General features: G+C 53.8%; 21 protein-coding genes. 19 read left to right on the top strand and 2 right to left on the bottom strand.

The window, feature by feature from the left end; genetic code table 11:
- Positions 1–5: 5 nt before the first annotated feature.
- From ACTID9_RS22830 to ACTID9_RS22820, 3 genes are all read left to right on the top strand, one after another.
- Positions 6–269, top strand: coding sequence for an HPr family phosphocarrier protein (locus ACTID9_RS22830; RefSeq protein ID WP_441067157.1), 264 nt, complete (start codon positions 6–8; stop codon positions 267–269).
- 185 nt (positions 270–454) lie between these two features.
- On the top strand, positions 455–1,405 hold the full coding sequence (locus tag ACTID9_RS22825; RefSeq protein WP_441067156.1) for an MBL fold metallo-hydrolase: 951 nt from the start codon (positions 455–457) through the stop codon (positions 1,403–1,405).
- Positions 1,406–1,434: 29 nt separating this feature from the next.
- A complete protein-coding gene (locus ACTID9_RS22820; protein ID WP_441067155.1) occupies positions 1,435–1,767 on the top strand; it encodes an HIT family protein in 333 nt (110 codons plus the stop codon).
- Positions 1,768–1,879: 112 nt separating this feature from the next.
- Here ACTID9_RS22820 and ACTID9_RS22815 read toward each other — a convergent pair whose 3' ends face one another.
- Positions 1,880–2,242: a L,D-transpeptidase gene (locus ACTID9_RS22815; protein WP_441067154.1), complete on the bottom strand. Its 363-nt coding sequence runs from the start codon at positions 2,240–2,242 to the stop codon at positions 1,880–1,882.
- A gap of 180 nt (positions 2,243–2,422) precedes the next feature.
- Between ACTID9_RS22815 and ACTID9_RS22810 the strand changes: the two genes are divergently transcribed.
- Both ACTID9_RS22810 and ACTID9_RS22805 read left to right on the top strand, forming a co-directional pair.
- Complete coding sequence (locus ACTID9_RS22810; protein WP_441067153.1) at positions 2,423–3,001, top strand: hypothetical protein; 579 nt, start codon at positions 2,423–2,425, stop codon at positions 2,999–3,001.
- Positions 2,955–3,251 (top strand): hypothetical protein, encoded by a 297-nt coding sequence (locus ACTID9_RS22805; RefSeq protein WP_441067152.1) that lies wholly within the window; start codon positions 2,955–2,957, stop codon positions 3,249–3,251. The genes ACTID9_RS22810 and ACTID9_RS22805 overlap by 47 nt, the downstream gene beginning before the upstream one ends.
- 418 nt (positions 3,252–3,669) lie before the next feature.
- On the opposite strand, the gene ACTID9_RS22800 is transcribed toward ACTID9_RS22805, so the two are convergent.
- Positions 3,670–4,227: a hypothetical protein gene (locus ACTID9_RS22800; protein ID WP_441067151.1), complete on the bottom strand. Its 558-nt coding sequence runs from the start codon at positions 4,225–4,227 to the stop codon at positions 3,670–3,672.
- A 282-nt stretch (positions 4,228–4,509) separates the two neighbouring features.
- Here ACTID9_RS22800 and ACTID9_RS22795 point away from each other — a divergent pair, with 282 nt between their 5' ends.
- From ACTID9_RS22795 to ACTID9_RS22730, 14 genes are all read left to right on the top strand, one after another.
- Positions 4,510–5,769, top strand: a complete 1,260-nt coding sequence (locus ACTID9_RS22795) for an ROK family protein (protein ID WP_441067150.1) — start codon at positions 4,510–4,512, stop codon at positions 5,767–5,769.
- A gap of 11 nt (positions 5,770–5,780) precedes the next feature.
- Positions 5,781–6,392, top strand: coding sequence for a chromate transporter (locus ACTID9_RS22790; RefSeq protein ID WP_441067149.1), 612 nt, complete (start codon positions 5,781–5,783; stop codon positions 6,390–6,392).
- Between the two features lie 5 nt (positions 6,393–6,397).
- Positions 6,398–6,934 carry a chromate transporter gene (locus tag ACTID9_RS22785; RefSeq protein ID WP_441067148.1) on the top strand — a complete coding sequence of 179 codons (537 nt, stop codon included), beginning with the start codon at positions 6,398–6,400 and terminating at the stop codon, positions 6,932–6,934.
- Positions 6,935–7,217: 283 nt separating this feature from the next.
- Positions 7,218–8,729, top strand: coding sequence for a histidine ammonia-lyase (hutH, locus tag ACTID9_RS22780; RefSeq protein ID WP_441067147.1), 1,512 nt, complete (start codon positions 7,218–7,220; stop codon positions 8,727–8,729).
- A gap of 121 nt (positions 8,730–8,850) precedes the next feature.
- Positions 8,851–10,263: an amino acid permease gene (locus ACTID9_RS22775; protein WP_441067146.1), complete on the top strand. Its 1,413-nt coding sequence runs from the start codon at positions 8,851–8,853 to the stop codon at positions 10,261–10,263.
- A gap of 124 nt (positions 10,264–10,387) precedes the next feature.
- The gene (hutP, locus tag ACTID9_RS22770; protein ID WP_441072705.1) at positions 10,388–10,831 is read left to right on the top strand and encodes a hut operon transcriptional regulator HutP; all 444 of its coding nucleotides are present in this window, start codon (positions 10,388–10,390) and stop codon (positions 10,829–10,831) included.
- A 219-nt stretch (positions 10,832–11,050) separates the two neighbouring features.
- Complete coding sequence (locus ACTID9_RS22765; RefSeq protein ID WP_441067145.1) at positions 11,051–11,479, top strand: hypothetical protein; 429 nt, start codon at positions 11,051–11,053, stop codon at positions 11,477–11,479.
- 32 nt (positions 11,480–11,511) lie between these two features.
- Positions 11,512–11,634: a hypothetical protein gene (locus ACTID9_RS22760; RefSeq protein ID WP_441067144.1), complete on the top strand. Its 123-nt coding sequence runs from the start codon at positions 11,512–11,514 to the stop codon at positions 11,632–11,634.
- Positions 11,635–11,856: 222 nt separating this feature from the next.
- On the top strand, positions 11,857–12,231 hold the full coding sequence (locus tag ACTID9_RS22755; protein ID WP_441067143.1) for a VOC family protein: 375 nt from the start codon (positions 11,857–11,859) through the stop codon (positions 12,229–12,231).
- 54 nt (positions 12,232–12,285) lie between these two features.
- Positions 12,286–13,041, top strand: a complete 756-nt coding sequence (locus ACTID9_RS22750) for a class I SAM-dependent methyltransferase (RefSeq protein WP_441067142.1) — start codon at positions 12,286–12,288, stop codon at positions 13,039–13,041.
- Positions 13,042–13,279: 238 nt separating this feature from the next.
- The gene (locus ACTID9_RS22745) at positions 13,280–14,332 is read left to right on the top strand and encodes a serine hydrolase domain-containing protein (protein WP_441067141.1); all 1,053 of its coding nucleotides are present in this window, start codon (positions 13,280–13,282) and stop codon (positions 14,330–14,332) included.
- 42 nt (positions 14,333–14,374) lie between these two features.
- On the top strand, positions 14,375–15,706 hold the full coding sequence (locus ACTID9_RS22740; protein WP_441067140.1) for an ABC transporter substrate-binding protein: 1,332 nt from the start codon (positions 14,375–14,377) through the stop codon (positions 15,704–15,706).
- A gap of 27 nt (positions 15,707–15,733) precedes the next feature.
- A complete protein-coding gene (locus tag ACTID9_RS22735; protein ID WP_441067139.1) occupies positions 15,734–16,684 on the top strand; it encodes a carbohydrate ABC transporter permease in 951 nt (316 codons plus the stop codon).
- A 33-nt stretch (positions 16,685–16,717) separates the two neighbouring features.
- Positions 16,718–17,545 (top strand): carbohydrate ABC transporter permease, encoded by an 828-nt coding sequence (locus ACTID9_RS22730; protein WP_441067138.1) that lies wholly within the window; start codon positions 16,718–16,720, stop codon positions 17,543–17,545.
- The last annotated feature ends 7 nt before the right edge of the window (positions 17,546–17,552 follow it).

The raw sequence follows: 17,552 nt of genomic DNA, 5'->3' as shown, positions 1-17,552 counted from the left end.
ATGGCATGATCCGTTTTACAGTCAAGGTGACGACGAGCGGCGGCTTGCACGCCCGTCCGGCATCGGTGCTGGTCCACAAGCTCGCGCCCTATGCCTCAGCAGTGACGATTCGCCACAACCATAAGCAAGCCAACGGCAAAAGCATTCTCAGCGTCATGGCGCTGGGGGCCAAAACGGGCGAGGAGATCGAGATCGAGGTGGAGGGGGCGGATGAAGAACAGGCGGCACAATGCATCCGCGAGTTGTTTGCGCATGATTTCGCCGGATAGGTGGCAGCGTTCGCATAGAGAGCCTGCGGGCATCAACCAAAGCCAATCGCCGATGGAGAGCGATTGGCTTTTTTCCGGGCGGTGACCACCGTTGTTATGCAGGACAAACCCGCACAGCCCATCCTGTTCCCTTTTGCGGTATAATGAGACTATTGAAAAAATATGCAAACAGGCGGGTGGAGCTGGTGGAAAAAAGAGAACCGATTGAGCTGGGAAATGGGATTCATTTGATCGACGGGTTTGACATGGGGGAGCCGGGCAGGACCGGGTCGTACGTCATCGAGGCCGAGCAGCTGACGATTGTGGAGACGAGCGCCAGCCCGTCCGTCCCGTATATTTTGGCTGGACTCGAACAGCTGGGGCATCGGCCCGAGGATGTGCGCTACATCATCGTGACGCACATTCATCTGGACCATTCGGGGGGCGCGGGACTTTTGCTGCAGCATTGTCCGCACGCGCAAGTCGTCGTTCATCCGAAGGGCGCGCGGCACCTCGTCGACCCGGAACGATTGATCGCCAGCGCCAAAATGGTGTACGGTGACTCGTTTGACCAATTTTTCGATCCGATCGTGCCTGTGCCGCAAGACCGCGTCATCGTCAAAGCGGATCAGGAGACGCTTGCGATCGGTCCTGGTCGCACGCTGACCTTCCTCGATACGCCCGGACATGCCAACCATCATTTTTCGATTTACGATCCGGTTAGCAAAGGCATCTTTACCGGCGATACGCTTGGGGTGTACTATCATCAGCTGCGAGACGTCGGCTTATCGTTCTTTTTGCCGTCCACGTCCCCGAACCAGTTCAATCCCGAGGCGATGGCGGCCGCGATCGAACGTGTCAAAGCGCTGCAGGTGGAACGAATCTATTTTGGCCATTTCGGGATGAGCGAAGAGCCGAAAGAGGTGTACCGCCAGCTGTATGCATGGCTGCCGCGCTTTGTGGAGATGGCGCAAACGGTCGCGGAAGAAGGCGGGGATTACAACGCATTGAGCGCGCGCATGACGGAGCAGATCACCGAGGCGCTCGACGCGCAAGGCGTGGCGCTCGATCATGTCGTTTACAGCATTTTGCCGATCGATATGGATGTGTGTGCGATGGGCTTGCTGGACTACATTCAGCGGCGGCCCAAAGCGTAGCCGGTGCGAAAGTGAGGGGGCAATCAACTGTGACAGAGGACTTTTATTGCGATGAAGTGTTGAGCGGAAAAACGCCGGTGCAAAAAGTAATGGAAACCGATCGGGTGCTCGCTTATTACCACACTCGTCCGTTTTATGAGGAGCATATCGTCGTCATCCCGAAGCGGCACATTCGCTCGCTGCTGACACTAGAAGAAAGCGATTCGGGGCTGTTGCTGGAAATGCTGGACATGGCGAAGCAGGTGGCCGCACAGGTCGTCGAAGCGAAAGGCGCCTGCCGGATCATGACCAATCTTGGCGACTACCAAGACTCCAAGCATCTGCACTGGCACGTCATCTTCGGCAAGCAAATCCGCGAATAGCTGCGAATAAACGCGACAAGAGGGACAAGCTGTTGCAAAAGGGGCTCGACCGCTGATGGAAACATCGGCAGGGGGAGCCTTTTTTTTGCGGCCAAACAGCGGGAGCAGTCTTTCAATTCGGCCGAATCCGTACAGGCGTGCCAAGCGGAACCATCCGGCCCAGCTCATTCACATCCTGATTGAACATGCGAATGCAGCCGTGCGAGACATAGTGTCCGATGGAAGCTGGATTGTTCGTGCCGTGGATTCCGTAGTGCGGCTTGCTCAGTCCCAGCCACAACGTGCCAAAAGGCGAAAGAGTACCGCCCGGATGGGAAAACGGATAAGGTACTTTGCTCACGATCGTAAAATCTCCCCGCGGCGTCGATGTGGCGATTTTTCCGAGCGCAACGGGATACGTGCGGACAAGCTTGTCGCCGTCAAACAATTCGAGCCGAAGCCGGGAGAGGGAAATTCTGATCGAGTAGGCGGGCATGGTCATCACCTCGTTCCGGTTTGAAAGCAGGAACTACAGCATATGCGGGAGTGTGGGCAAGGGTTCGTTAAAATGGGGACAGCTTTGATCCGCCGAACATTGGCGGCACGCCCGGATGCTTGTCAAGCTGAAGCAACATGGGTATCATCAGGAGACAATCAACGAACGGGAGCTGAAGACATGAAACCGGATCTGCGGCAATTGCTCATGGTGGCAGAAAGGCTGGAAAACAGCGGAATTGAATATACGCTGGGAGGGAGCGGTCTTTTGTTTTGTTTGGGGCTTACACAATCGGTGCGGGATTGGGACTTGATGACGGACGCACCGAAAGAAGCGGTGATGGCGGCGCTGGGCTCGCTGCCGGTCAAGGAGATTACAAGCGGCGATTATCCGTATGCCAGCCAGTACAAGCTGCTCATCCATCATGATGCGCCGCAAGTGGAGCTGATCAGCCGCTTCGCCATCTATTCGGAAGCAGGGTTGTGCACATTGCCGCTCGCAGCGGACATGAGCTGGCACGGGGTTCGGGTAAGCAGTCCGGAAGTCTGGTATGTGGCATACGCCTTGATGAAGCGAACAGAGAAAGCGGGGCTTCTGCTCGACTATTTACGAGTCCATGGGGTACGGCATGACGTAATCCGCCAGCTGCTGGCTGAGCCTTTGCCGGGCGAAATAGTCCAGGTGCTGCAAGAGCTTAGGAGCTTGAGTCCGTTTGATAAAAATCGTTGCGGCGATGCAGCGAGTAGTACGAGTAGATGATGCCGGCTGCCCTGCCTTTTGGCGTGCGCGAATTGACCTTGGACTGCAAGCATTCCAGCAGTTTTTTGTCGCAGCTTTTGGAGAAGTAGCCTTTTTTTTCGTAGCATTTGTCATGCTTTTTGCAACAGTTGTCGACATCATCGATAGGGTCATCGGGCCCGCTGCAGCCAGGACCGCACCAGTTGCCATACAAGCAGGGGAAGAGTTTCCTGCGTTTGTTTTTGCCCATGGGACCGCTCCTTTTGCGTGATCTGTACCTTTACCATATGCAGAATGGAGCAATTTTGCAGCAGGCATATCGGGAAACCAGAAGATTCCTAACGAGATTTATACACAAGATTCATAAAAAGTATCGTATGATAAAGGTGTGACTGTGAGAATACGCTACCCTACAGCACAATTCCACTGTTTTTTGGAAAAACTTCGAAAAAGGCGGGATACGTGATGCCAGTGGTGAAACCGAAACCAGAGCACCCATGGAGAAGGAACTGCATCATCAAGCGGGAGGTTAGTCAGCATATCAATCAGTCCATCACGAATGCGCGGGTTAATTCCAACAAGGTAGGCGGAGGCTTGCCCTCATGGAATGGCAGGAGGTAATGCCCGGCGCCCGGGTGCAACCATGACAGAGGAAACAAAAAGAAAACTGACGCCGCAAGCAGAGGGCGTCAGTTTGTTGTTTGTTCGGCAACGAAGGAACGGTCGATCAACCAGGAGATGTTCATTTTTTTCGCTTGGGGAAGGCTGGCTTCCGCTTGCAGCGCTTGGGTAATCGATTCTTCGGATAAAGTGAGCGGCTTGTGCGCGAGCTGTTTGCTGTGAGCTTGAAAGTCACGAACGGCTTCCCCGATCGCGGCCGGTTCACTGCGCACCATGTCTGGCTGTGTCACCAGCACCCATGCGCGGTTCTGGGCATCCACACTACCGGCGACGATGACGATTGGCTCGCCTTTGAGATAGTGGGTGACGGCGCTGTCGAGCGAGACGTAAGCGAATTGGAGCTGTCCGGCAGCAAGCGAAGCGATCAGCTCGTCACTCGTTCGTGCAGCCGTCTGCTCGTCTTTTGGGGAATCTTCTGCTGTATGAAAAGGGGAATCGGCTTGAATCCCTGCGTGCATGAGTGGTACGGTTTGCGTTTTTGTGGAAGAAACGGCATAGGAGCAGCCGAAGAGAATCAACAGGGCAACAACCAGTGAAACGGTATAAGGAATTCTCCATCTGCGCATCGATTATCACACCCTTAATTCCTATTAAACAGATATGAATTATGTATGTTTGAATTATCGTACGAGCGAAAGCACTTTGTCAAGAAACGAATGTAATGTAGGCTACGAACATGGGGGAAGACGCGTTCATCTGCAGATTGAAAAAACTGAAATGAACAAAAGTTCGTGCGAAAACACCAGAAAAGGCAAGCATCCCACTAGGGAATAAGGTGTTGAAAAAGCTGTTTGACAAAACATCTTCTCAAAATGGGTAAAAGTTGTATAATGAAGAGAACAAGAAAAATGGTAAGGATTCGCACCGCGCTATCCATAACGGTTCATAAAGGGGATGCCATGATTACGCATTTTCACGAAGCGATGTCGCAAAAGACCAAGAGCGTGAAATATTTGTATCGCTTGATCCATAAGCATGGCCCTGTGTCCAAAAGCGCCTTGATCGAGCTTGCAGGGATGAAGCCGTCCACGTGTGCACGGCTGATCGAAGAGCTGCTTGCGCAAGGGCTGATCATGGAGAGCGGGTTGGGAGAATCGAGCGGGGGACGCAAGCCGCTCATGTATGCGATTCGGCCGGATGTTTCCTACGTCATCGGCGTGGATGTCTCGCGCCTGCATATCAAGCTGCTCTTGATGGACTTGTCGCTTGCAGTCGTCGGGGAAGCCAAGCTCCCCTTGGATCAGGACAGCACACCCGATGCTGCCATTGCGTTCATCGAGGAGCAGATCGAGCGATTGCTGGCCCGGCATCAGCTGGACGCAAGCCGGGTTTTGGGCATTGGGGTGGGGGCTGTCGGTCCGCTTGACCGCGAGCAGGGCGTGATGACGGGGCCGCTGCAATTTCCCGGGCCGAATTGGCGCGATGTCCCGATCGCAGCCAGGCTGCGCGAGCGCTTTTCCATGCCCGTTCTGCTGGACAACGGGGCGAATACCGCTGTTTTGGGAGAGTATTGGAGCGGCCTATGGAAAGAGGTAGACAGCGTTGTTTATAATTTAACCGGGATCGGCATTCGCTGCGGCGTGCTTGCCAATGGGCAGGTGGTGCGCGGTCCGGTCGATATGGAAGGAACATACGGCCATATGGTAGTTGACATCCATGGGCGCAAATGTTCGTGCGGCCAGTTCGGTTGTCTGGAGGCGTACAGCACCTTGCCGGCCATTCGCGATGAAGTGATCCGCCACCTGAAACGTGGAAAACCATCGCTCATCGCTGCTCGGGTAGCAGATGATGAGGAGATTGAGCTTGCCGATATTGCGTGGGCGGTGGCGAACCGGGATGCGCTTTGCTGCGAGGTCGTGAAAGATGCGGCTTACCATTATGGCATCGGCCTCTCCAACATGATGTATCTGATTCACCCGGAAGTGATCATTCTCGGTGGAGCGCTTGTGACGGAAATGAATCTGTTTTATGAGGTGGCTACGCAAACCGCGTTGCAGCGGGCTTCCATCGTGCCCGGCTACCAGGTCAGATTCAGCCGGGGGACGCTTGGCGAACGTGCAGTCGCCGTCGGAGCCGGATGCATGGTGATCAATCATTACCTTGAATAAGGAGGACGGCGATGACGAGCAGAATGGAATGGACAACATTATGGCATATTTTCATTGCCTTTCTCAAAATCAGTCCGGTGACGTTCGGCGGCGGGTATGCGATGATCCCGCTCCTTGAGCAAGCGTTTACAGAGAAAAAGAAGTGGATCAAAAAAGAAGAAATCGTCGATATACTGGCTTTTTCGCAAACGGTGCCAGGTTCGATCGCGGTGAACGCCGCTACGTTTATCGGGTACCGGCTGGCAAAAGTGCCAGGAGCCGTCGCGGCTACGCTCGGCATGGTCATTCCGACATCGGTGATCATCGTGCTCTTGGCCGCGCTGTTTTTGGGCTATCAGCATCTGCCGGTCATTCAGTCCGCCTTTTTGGGCATACGGCCCGCCATTGTCGCGTTGATTTTTTATGCGGCGGTCAAGACGGGCAAGGCGGCGATCGCCGATACAATCACGGTCGCTCTTGGAGCGGCTGCCCTGATCGTTCTCCTCTTTGTACCGATACACCCTGTCTTTGTGCTTCTGGTAGGGGCGGTGATTGGCATTTTGCTTGGACGCAGCAAAAAAAAGAAGCAGAACGGCGCTGCCTCGGATGAAGCGGCCAAGAGGGAATACACGCAGGGGAGATAACAATCATGCTATGGGACTTATTGCTCGCTTTTGTGAAAATCGGGTTCGTATCGTTCGGCGGCGGCTATGCGATGATTCCTGTCATCGAATATGAGGTGCAGCGGCACGGATGGCTGACCACGCCGCAATTCACCGATGTGATCGCGCTGGCCGGGATGTCGCCCGGACCGCTCGCCACCAATGCGGCGGTGTTCGTCGGCTACAAGACGGCAGGCATACTCGGCGCTATCGTTGCAGGAGTCGGCATTTCGCTTCCGTCGTTTTTGATCATCATCCTGCTCTCGCTCTACCTGGCGCGCATTTCGCAGCATCCGCTGCTGCAATCGGCCTTTTATGGACTGAGGCCGATGATCACCGGGCTGATCTGCTATGCCGCCATCCGTTTCGCCGTCCAAAATGAAATCATCGGCGGCGCTGGCGGGTTCGATGGCGCCGGTGTGCTCATCATGCTGGGGGCTTTGGCGGTGCTCATGTTCACGAAAATTCATCCGGTATTTGTGATTTTGCTGTCAGGAGTGGCGGGCATCGTGATTTACTCATAGGTGAGGGTGCCCACCTTTTTCCAAAAACCAATCCGTTGACAAACAATTCGGAATCAAATAAGATAGCGCTAGTAGATAGTAGCCATTAGCGATTTTCGATTTGCGATTCAATCCATACGTGTTTCACGGCTTTACCACTGGCAATAGACTTCAGCAAGGACCCAAAAGCATAGCGAAAGCCCATAGCGATTAGTTGATAGGGGGCTATACCAGGAAACGATGGTTTCGTTTCTTCGGTGTAGCCTCTTTTTGCGCTTTTTGACAAACGAGAGGAGAATGACGGATGGCAATTTTATTGGATGGCAACAGTCTGACACTGGAACAGGTGGCAAACGTTTTGTACCGGAACGAGAAGGTGCAAATTTCCGAACAGGCGTGGGAGAACGTGAAGAAAAGCAGAAAAGTGGTTGAGGAAAACGTACAGCGCGGCAATGTGATCTATGGCATCACCACCGGGTTCGGCAAGTTCAGCGATATGGTGATCTCGAGCAGCGACACGGAAGAGCTGCAGCTCAATCTGATCCGCAGCCACGCGGTTGCAGTCGGGGAGCCGTTTCCGGAAAAAGTGAGCCGAGCGATGCTTTTATTGCGTGCGAATGCGCTGGCAAAAGGATACTCCGGGATTCGCCGGGAGACGCTGCAGCTTCTGCTCGATTGTCTGAATCACGGGATTCATCCGGTTATCCCGAGCCAAGGCTCGCTTGGGGCGAGCGGCGATTTGGCACCGCTTTCGCATTTGGCGCTGCTTTTGGTGGGCGAAGGCGAAGCCATTTATCAAGGAACCAAAATGTCCGGGGCGGACGCGCTGAAACAGGCAGGGCTTTCACCGATCCGCCTGCAGGCGAAGGAAGGGCTCGCGCTGATCAACGGGACGCAGGCGATGACGGCTGTAGGCGTGCTCGCATACCTGGAGGCGCAGGAGCTGGCGCTGACAGCGGACAAGGTTGCGGCGATGACGCTGGAATCGCTTTGCGGGATCGTTGACGCATTCGCACCGGAATCCCATCAGGTGCGGCCGTACCCGGAACAGCAGGATGTGGCTGCGCGAATCTTGTCTTACGTGGATGGCAGCCAATTGACGACGCGGCAGGGCGAGATTCGCGTGCAGGACGCGTACTCCTTGCGCTGCATCCCGCAGGTTCACGGGGCCATTTATCAAGTTTTGCACTATGTCGAGGAGAAGCTTTTGATCGAGATGAATGCGGCGACGGACAATCCGCTCATCTTCTCGGACAGCGGCAAAGTCATTTCCGGCGGCAATTTTCATGGACAGCCGATCGCGTTTGCGATGGATTTCCTCGGAATCGCCATGTCGGAGCTTGCCAACATTTCCGAACGCCGGATCGAGCGACTGGTCAATCCGCAGCTGAATGACCTGCCGGCATTTTTAAGCCCTGATCCAGGCTTGCAATCCGGTCTGATGATCACCCAGTACGTGGCAGCGTCGCTCGTTTCCGAAAACAAGACGCTGGCGCATCCGTCCAGCGTGGATTCGATCCCATCCTCCGCGAACCAGGAGGACCATGTGAGCATGGGGACGACCGCAGCGCGCCATGCGTATCAAATCATCCAAAACAGCCGCCGTGTCCTCTCCATCGAGGCGATCTGCGCCGCGCAGGCCGCACACATTCGCGGAGCGGAAAAGCTGGCACCGACGACAAAAGAGCTGTACAGCCAGATTCGCGCGATCGTGCCTGTGATCGAAAAAGACCGCAGCTACGCCAAAGACATCGAAAACGTGGCCAGCTGGATCAAGGAAAAGCATGCGGCGCAGGGTGTGGCTCAGCCCGCATAGGCCAAGCCCCGGCTCAGCCCGTATAGCAAATCGATTGCACGAAAAAACATAAGGGGGCTCGCGATGGACACCTGTTCGCACGGGACCATCGCGAGTCAGACAAAAGGGGGAGAGAGCGTATATGATCAAAACGGACGGCAACCAGAATGAGCTGAAACGCACCATGAAAAGCAGGCACCTGTTCATGATTTCGATCGGCGGGGTCATCGGAACAGGGTTGTTCCTCGGTTCAGGCTATACCATCAATCAAGCGGGTCCGGGCGGGGCGATTCTCGCGTATATTCTCGGAGGACTGCTGATGTATCTGGTCATGCTTTGTTTGGGGGAACTGTCTGTAGCCATGCCGGTCGCTGGCTCTTTTCAGGCATACGCCAGCAAATACATCGGACCGGCCACCGGATTTACCGTCGGCTGGCTGTATTGGCTCAACTGGGCGATGACGGTCGGCATCGAATTCACCGCAGCCGGGTCGCTGATGAAACGCTGGTTCCCCGAGACGCCGATCTGGATTTGGTGCGTGCTGTTCGGCTTGCTCCTGTTCCTGCTCAACGTCGTATCGGTGCGCTTTTATGCGGAAGCGGAATTTTGGTTTGCAAGCATCAAGGTTGTCACCATTCTGTTGTTCATCATCATCGGGGGCGCTTCGATGTTTGGCCTCATCCACTTTGGTAACGAGCCAGCGCCGATGTTTTCCCACTTCACCGATGACGGCGGGCTTTTCCCGAACGGGGTGACGGCTGTTCTGTTGACAATGATCGCCGTAAACTTTGCGTTTCAAGGCACGGAGCTGGTCGGGGTCACGGCCGGAGAAAGCGAAAATCCCGAGAAGGATATTCCGAAAGCGGTCAACAACACGGTTTGGCGCATCCTGTTCTTTTACGTGATCTCCATGGTCATTTTGGTCGGATTGTTCCCGTGGCGGGAGGCCGGTCTTTTGGAAAGCCCGTTTGTGGCGGTTTTTGAGAAAATCGGGATTCCGTATGCTACAGACATTATGAATTTCGTGCTGCTGACGTCGGTATTGTCGGTGGGCAATTCGGGATTGTATGCCGCGAGCCGCATGCTGTGGGGAATGTCGCGCAACAAGCTGGCAAGCCCATTTTTAGGCAAGCTGACCAAAAACGGCACGCCGCTCAACGCGCTGCTCATCACGCTTGCCGTCGCCTGGCTGTCGCTATTGTCGAGCGTGGTTGCGGAAGATACGGTCTACCTCTGGCTGCTGTCGGTCGCAGGGATGGCGGGTGTTGTCGTATGGATGGCGATCGCCGCATCGCAGTTCATGTTTCGAAAGCGCTTTCTCGCGGGCGGCGGCAAGCTTGAGGAGCTGAAATACCATACGCCGCTTTATCCGTTCGTGCCGATCGCGGCGTTTCTGATCTGTGCGGTCATCTTGGTCAGCCTGGCGTTCATCCCTGATCAGCGGATGGCGATCTACTGCGGGGTGCCGTTCACGGTTGGATGCTATCTCTTCTATTTTGTGAGACAGCGGAAAAAGACGCACCTCGAGCTGCTTCAGACAAAAGAGGCGAAATAATCGCATCGAGGCAGGGAACGCGCAGATTGCTTCCTTCAGGCAGAACGGTAAAATAGACATATCGCATAAAAGGTATGAATCCATATCTGAATCTGTGTGAAGAGAAATGGGTGAGATGAAGCCAATGGCATTGAAAAAAGAGCATCGGATCGGCCGTCATGCAACATTGCTGGTTTTGGCTGATGACGAGAGCGAACAGCAGGCATTGATCAATGGGCTGGAGTGGAAGTGGTGCAGCGGCAAGGTCGGGTCAATGGAGGCGCAAAAGGTCGTCGCCGCCATCGAAACCGCCGCCAAGCAGCATGGCATCATCCAAAATGACGTGTACCGGGAAGCTCACGCCCTCTATCATACGATCATGGAAGCGCTGCACGGCATCACGAGGGGCCAGATGCAGCTCGGCTCGATTTTGCGGACGGTCGGGCTGCGATTCGCCATCGTGAGGGGCAATCCGTACGAGAGCGAAGCGGAAGGCGAGTGGCTGGCAGTCGCGCTGTACGGAACGATCGGGGCGCCGGTAAAAGGGCTGGAGCACGAAACATTGGGGCTGGGCATCAATCATATTTGAAAAAATGGACGTGGAGAAGCGGTTGCGCAGGCAGCCGCTTTTTATAATGGGGGAATCACCAAAATCGTCTGTTTGAATACGATTGGTATATGAATAAATCAGTGTGTACACTTGCTGGATTTGTTTTGTCCTAAAGGGTGAAGCTTACGAATGATAGCTTACAGTGTCACCTCACACCGATATGCAGAAGCGAATTATGTTAGGTGGGAGGAAGAATAAATGGAAAATAGCATGGTACCGCAAAATTCAACAAGCAAGACAAACAAGAAACCGTCAACCGATAATTCAACAAGCAAGGCAAACCAAAAACCGTCAACCGGAAATTCAAACAACAAGGCAAACAACAAAGCGAATAACAAAGCAAATAACAAGGCAAACCAGAAACAGTCATGCAATGATTCATGGCTGGCAGGCAATAATTTAGAAATCATTGTGGCCTTTCTTCTTTTAAGTGGAAAGCTAAGAGTAGATGCTGTTCAATTGTTTAGACAAGCCACGATGATTGTCAGCTTAACAGGAAAGTACATGACATTGGGCGATTTGAACAATACGAATGTAGATAACTTGCTGAAATTTCTTAACGATCATGGAAATTTGACCGTGGATGAGATTTTTGAGGCGCTTAAAAAGAAAATGGGGAATGGATAAATGTGGTTGAAAGTGAAAAGGAGGCATTCAAGATGAATCATAATTTTAATGGAGAGCTTTTCTCGGAATCAGTATTGGTCATTCTTTTCGTTGCATTACTGTTGTTTGGCTCCACGGATATAATTGGTCTTTCCGCTCAACCAACAAAACCCTAGAAATCTAGTAAATACATGTCTGTTATGCCAGGTACACTGAGTTCATAAAAGCAGCGGCAGTCTAAGACTGAGTTCTTAGCCAGCCGCTGCTTCATTATTTATCCCGACCCCCATCAGCCAGCAGCGAAAAAAACGCTGGATTTTTCTAGGTGATTTATGTAAAATGAATCCACAAGATGAAACTTAGTTTCGTCAGATGAAACAAAGATGGAGATGATCACGATGTCTTTCACATTTTCCGGAATCGACCACATTCAACTCGCCGCGCCTGAGGGATGCGAAGCGGAAGCGCGCCGGTTTTTCGCCGATCTGCTGGGCTGGCCCGAAATCCCGAAGCCGGAGATTCTGCGCAAGCGCGGCGGCGTATGGTTCCAATGCGGGACCCATCAAGTCCACATCGGCGTACAGAAAGACTTTGTTCCCGCCACCAAGGCGCATCCTGCCTTCCACGTGGAAAAGATCGACCAGCTGCGGGCTTACTTGCTGGAAAAAGGCTTGCCGGTAATCGACGACGATGCCCGTGCGGACGAAGGCGTCTCGCGGTTTTATTTGAACGATCCGTTTGGCAACCGGCTTGAGTTTTTGGAATGGCTGTAACCATCAGCCTGCGGCGGTTTGAGCGTACATCTTTCCGATAAGAGGTGGTTTGTGATGGACAGCAAAGAACGGTTTTCCAATCGCGTAGATACGTACGTCAAGTATCGTCCGAGCTATCCGCAGGAAGCGATCGATTATTTGTATGAGACGATCGGCCTGCGTCCCGACAGCGAGATTGCGGACATCGGGGCGGGTACCGGCATTTTTTCGCAGCTTTTGATCGAACGGGGGAGCCGCGTCATCGCCGTCGAGCCGAACCAAGCCATGCGCGAGGCGGCTGTGGACATGCTTGCCGATGAACCGGGTTTTCGCGTTGTTTCGGGAGCGGCCGAGGCGACGGGGCTGGCAGACTCGTCCGTCGACTTCATCGTCTGTGCCCAGGCGTTCCACTGGTTTGACCGGCAAGCGGCGCAAGCGGAATTCCGGCGGATTTTGAAGCCGGGCGGGAAAGCGATTTTGATCTGGAATTCACGGCTCACGCATGGCACGCCGTTTCGCGAAGGCTATGACAAGCTTTTGCACACATTCGGGACCGATTATGAAAAAGTCGGCCACAAAAACATTTCACCGGAAACACTCCGCGCCTTTTTCAAAGGTGGGGACATGCGGGAGGCGCGCTTCACCAACTCGCAATCGTTCGATTTCGCCGGACTCAGCGGACGGCTGCTGTCGTCCTCGTACAGCCCGACGCCCGGGCATCCGAATTATGAGCCGATGATGGCGGAGCTGCGCAATCTGTACGAAGCGAATCAACAGGACGGGCTCGTATCGTTTGACTATGAGACGAAAGTGTTTTGGGGCGAGGTATAAAGGAGAACGGCGATGCCGACAGGCGCACTGCGAAAACGCGGTGCGCTTTCTTGCGCGAGTTACTGAAATTATATTTCAAAAAATAACAAAATGTTTGATATTTTATTTTAGGTGTGTATAATTCAAATTGTAGCTATTATTCTGAAATAAAATTTCAGCAGTTGACCGGGCCTGTTTTCGTAAGCGCTTTACTACGCAGGAGAAACCAAAAAGGGGGTTCATTCCGATCAGCAGAGCATTGGAAGAACAGATCGATTCGTTTTTGCAAAAAGCAGTGGCGGAGGGACACATTCCCGGAGCCGTCCTGCAAGTCGCACATCAGGGCCAGCTGCTGTATGAAAATGCGGTCGGCTATCGCGCCTGCTTTCCCGAAAGGCTGCCGATGCAGCTCGATACCGTTTTCGACCTCGCCTCGTTGACAAAGGTGGTGGCGACGTTGCCTGCCGCCCTGCAGCTTCTGGAGCGGGGGCAGATGGCGCTGGATGATCCGGTCGATTCCATCATTCCGCAGTTTGGACGGCATCATGCGGAAAAAGTCCGGATCGGTCACCTGCTGACGCATACTTCCGGGCTTCACGCCGACTTCACCTTTGACCCCTACACCATGACAAAAGAGCAGATGCAGGCGGCGATCTGTCAGCTTGATTTGTTACATACGCCGGGAGCGAAGGTCATTTACAGCGATCTTGGCATGATGCTGCTGGCGCATGTCATCGAGGCTTTGACCGACATGCCGTTTGACCGCTATGTTCGCCAAGCCATTTTCGAGCCGCTGGAAATGGAGGAAACGTGTTTCAATCCGACTTTTGCACAGGAACGCTATGCTGCGACAGAGTTTTGTCCAAGGCGCGGCGTCTATAAAGTCGGAATCGTCCATGACGAGAAGGCCGATGCGATGGGCGGCGTCAGCGGACATGCCGGCCTGTTTTCAACCGTCGCCGATCTGTCGCGCTACGCCTGCATGTGGAAGCATGACGGCCTGTACCGGGGAAGGCGCATCTTGTCCAAAACGGCGATCCGCACGGCACGGCGCAATTTCACCGCGTTTGATGCGGAGCATCGCGGTTTGGGCTGGTTGCTGAAAAGTCCGACCGGCCCCAGCTCAAGCGGGGACTTCATGTCGGCGGAAGCGTACGGCCATACCGGCTTTACGGGAACGAGCATCTGGTTCGATCCGCAGGTTCATCTGCATGTGATTATGCTGACCAATCGCGTCCATTTCGGCAGGCACGACCATATTTTGCGATTGCGTCCGCGACTGCATAATTTGATTCGCGCAAGCTTGTCATAAGTATTTTAATTATTTCGAAAATAACAAGGGGGTTCGTTCTGTATGAAAAAGAGGGGTCTTTTCACCACAATCGGTTTTCTCGGCCTGTCCGCTGCGCTCGTTTTGTCCGGCTGTTCCAGCAAGCCGGCGGCTTCCGGCGATCAGGTCGAGCTGTTTTTAGGCTACGATTCCGATCCGCCGACCAAGAAAAAGATGGAGGAAATCATCGCCAAGTTCGAGGCATCGCACACGAACATCAAGATCAAGACCGAAACCGCTCCCTATGATGACTTCTACAAAAAATTGACGACGCAAATCGCGACAGGTACGGCACCTGACGTCTGGCAAAGCGACGGAACGAAAGTGTTCGGCTATGCGGAGCGCGGGGCACTGCGCGACATCACCGATTTCGTCAACAAAGAGATCAGCAAGGATGACGTGTACGGGATCGATTTCGGCAAAGATTCCAGCGGCAAATACTGGGCGGTTCCACAAGGCATTCAGGTGGGCGTGCTCTATTACAACAAAGACTTGTTCGACAAAGCCGGCGTTCCGTATCCAACCGCAGACTGGACGTGGGACGATCTGAAAGCGGCGGCGGCCAAGCTGACGCTCGATGCGAACGGCAAAAATGCGGACGACCCTGCGTTTGACAAAAAAGCGGTCAAGCAGTACGGCTTCACCTTCTTCGGCAGCTCGCGCGGCGCCTTCAACATTTTGAAAGCGTACGGCGGCGGGGTGCTCGACCCGAGCATGAGCAAGTCGATCATCAACTCGCCGGAAAACAAAAAAGCGCTGGAATGGATGGTAGACGGGATGAAGCGCAAGCTGTTCCCGAATCCTTCCGAGCTTAAGGCGTTCCAAAGCAATTTCAAGGTGTTCCTGAGCGGAGCGGCTGCGATGCAGATCGACATTTACGCAGCGACGACCTCGATGAACGATGCGGGGCTTAACTACGATGTCGCGCCATTGCCAAAAGGTCCGGACGGCAAGCGATTCGCGCCGGTGATCGCCAACTCGTGGGTTATCAACAAAAAAGCCGACGATGCCAAAGTCAAGGCGGCGGAAGAGTGGATCAAGTTCTGGGCGACGAACGACGAGGCGCAAAAAGAATGGGCGCAGGTCGGCGAAGCGGTGCCGGTGAAAAAATCGGTGGCCAACTCCGATATGTTCCTGACGAAAGCGACCAAGCCGGACAGCAAAAAAGTGTTCCTCGACAGCCTCGAATTCGCCGGCACGATCGACGCCAACGCGGTGTTCGCCGAGTGGTACAAAGTGTTCAGCGACAATTTGACCGACCTGTTCATGGAAAAAACCGATGTGGACACCTTCATGTCCAAAACGGACCCTGAACTGCAAAAAGTGCTGGACGATTTCTACAAAAAGCAAAAATAGCTTGTAAAAAGGGTGTGAAAACCGACCATGCTTGAGCTTGAAAAGGAAGGACGACCGCAGCCTGTCATCAAAAAAAAGCGAAAGTGGTTGGACAGTGAGGGGAGATGGGGGCTGTTGATGGTCTCCCCTTATCTACTCAACTTCATTGTTTTCGTGCTGGGCACATCGCTCGCTTCGATCTATTTCAGTTTTTCTGACTATGACATGCTCAATCCGCCGGAATGGACCGGGCTTGCGAATTACGAGAAGCTGTTCCAGGACCCGCTGTTTTACAAGGCGCTGTGGAACACCGTCTACTTCACCATCCTCTATGTGCCGGCCAAAACGTTTTTGGCGCTGATTCTCGCTGTCGCGCTGAACCAGAAGCTGAAAGGGCTGAAGTTTTTCCGCATCGCCCATTTCCTGCCGGTCATCTCGTCGTGGACGGTGATCGCCTATGTCGCGGATGCGATTTTCAATACGCGGATCGGTTTCGCCAATGCGCTCTTGGCCAAGTTCGGCTTCGCGCCGCAAGACTGGCTCGCCGATGAACGCTGGGTCATCCCGGTGCTGGTGCTGGTCGCGATCTGGAAAAGCGTCGGCTACATGATGGTGATTTTTTTGGCGGGTTTGCAGGGGATTTCATCCGACATGTATGAGGCGGCCAGTATCGATGGGGCGAGCGCGTGGCAAAAGTTTTGGAAAATCACCGTGCCGATGATTTCCGGCACGACATTTTTGGTCATCATCCTCAACACCATCTATTCGTTCCAAAACTTTGAGCAAATCTTCGTCATGACGGGCGCATCGTCCGAAGCGGCGTCCACCGGCGGGACCAAAAACGCCTCGCTGGTGCTGATGCTGTTCATGTACCGCGAAGGGTTCAGCTTTTTCAAGATGGGATACGCCTCGGCCATCGCCTGGGTGCTGTTCATCATCTTGTTCCTTATCACCTTGGTTCAATTCAGGCTGCAGAAGAAATGGGTTCACTATGATTGAGTGGGCACAAGGCAAATCTGAAAGGAGGCAGCCATGCGCAAGCGATTTTCCTACAGCAAGCTGCTGGGCTACATCGTCGTTATTTTCAGCACGCTGGTGATGATCGTTCCGTTTTTGACCACCGTGTTCAACTCGCTGAAAACATACAAGCAATACATGGCGTTTCCACCGGAATGGCTGCCTGATCCGGTGCGCTGGAGCAACTATACGCAGGTGTGGGAGCAGGCCAATTTCAACGCCTATACGTTCAACAGCGTATATGTCGCCATTTTGTCCGTCATCGGGGCGATCTTGTCGAGTTCGATGATCGCCTACGCGTTTGCGCGGCTGCGCTTTCCGTTTCGCGATACGCTGTTTCTGATCGTGCTTGGCACGATGATGATCCCGGGCATCGTGACGATCATCCCGCAGTTCATCATTTTCAAAAACCTCGGGATGGTCGACTCGCTGACGCCGCTGTGGTTTTTGGAGTGGCTGGGTCAGCCGTTCGCCATCTTCCTGCTGCGCCAGGCGTTTCTCGGCATTCCGGCGGAATACGAGGAAGCGGCAAAGCTCGATGGCTGCAATCCGTTTCAAATCTACTGGAAAATTTACTTGCCGATGGCGAAGCCGGCCATGGCGACCCTTGCCGTATTCACCTTTATGGGCAAGTGGAACGAAATTTTGTCACCGGTAATTTATTTGGTGTCCGAAGAAAAATTCACGCTGCCGGTCGGCATCATGTCGCTCGCCGGGCAGTTCAAAACGAATGACCAGCTGCTGGTCGCAGGGGCGTTGATCAGCCTGGTGCCGATCTTGATCGTGTTCTTGTTTGCGGAAAAGTATTTTGTGGAAGGCTCCAAAACATCGGGGCTGAAATGAGCGGAAG

Source organism: Brevibacillus fluminis (genome assembly GCF_052072235.1).
Taxonomy (GTDB): Bacteria; Bacillota; Bacilli; order Brevibacillales; family Brevibacillaceae; genus Brevibacillus_D; species Brevibacillus_D fluminis_A.
This window is presented reverse-complemented; position numbering and strand designations above follow the sequence as displayed.